Genomic DNA, 398 nt, shown 5'->3' on the forward strand with positions numbered 1-398 from the left:
ATATGAAGGAGTTACTCGGCGAAGTAGTATTTCGCCAGGATATATTTTACTCGTTACGTAAAGTTGCAGTCATTCAGCAGCAGATCGCTGAGATAAATCTTGAAAAGCAAAAAATAGCAGAGCGGCGAAAAATACTTAACAAGGAAATAGTTCAACAGCAAGCACAAAGAAAACACTGGTGGCTAAAAGGAGAAAAGTACGATCGACTAAAGAAGCGCATCAAAAAACAACTTTTAAATCAGATGCTTTATCAAGACGAGCTTGAACAGGAGGAGAAATATAATGGACGAAGTCAAGAAAATTGAACATTATAAAAATTTAAACACAGACACATCCGAGAATTCTGCTGCGGATTTAGACAGTTTCTTAAAGAAAAACAAAAAAAATAAAGAAATGAG

General features: G+C 35.2%; 1 protein-coding gene. It reads left to right on the forward strand.

What is annotated here, in order from left to right:
* Positions 1-305, forward strand: a 305-nt coding sequence (locus ES017_RS15625; protein WP_216367608.1) for a hypothetical protein, incomplete at its 5' end; no start/stop codon positions are given.
* Between the last annotated feature and the right edge of the window lie 93 nt (positions 306-398).

The sequence above is a fragment of the Anoxybacillus sp. EFIL genome (genome assembly GCF_013096955.1).
Classification (GTDB): Bacteria; Bacillota; Bacilli; order Bacillales; family Anoxybacillaceae; genus Anoxybacillus; species Anoxybacillus ayderensis.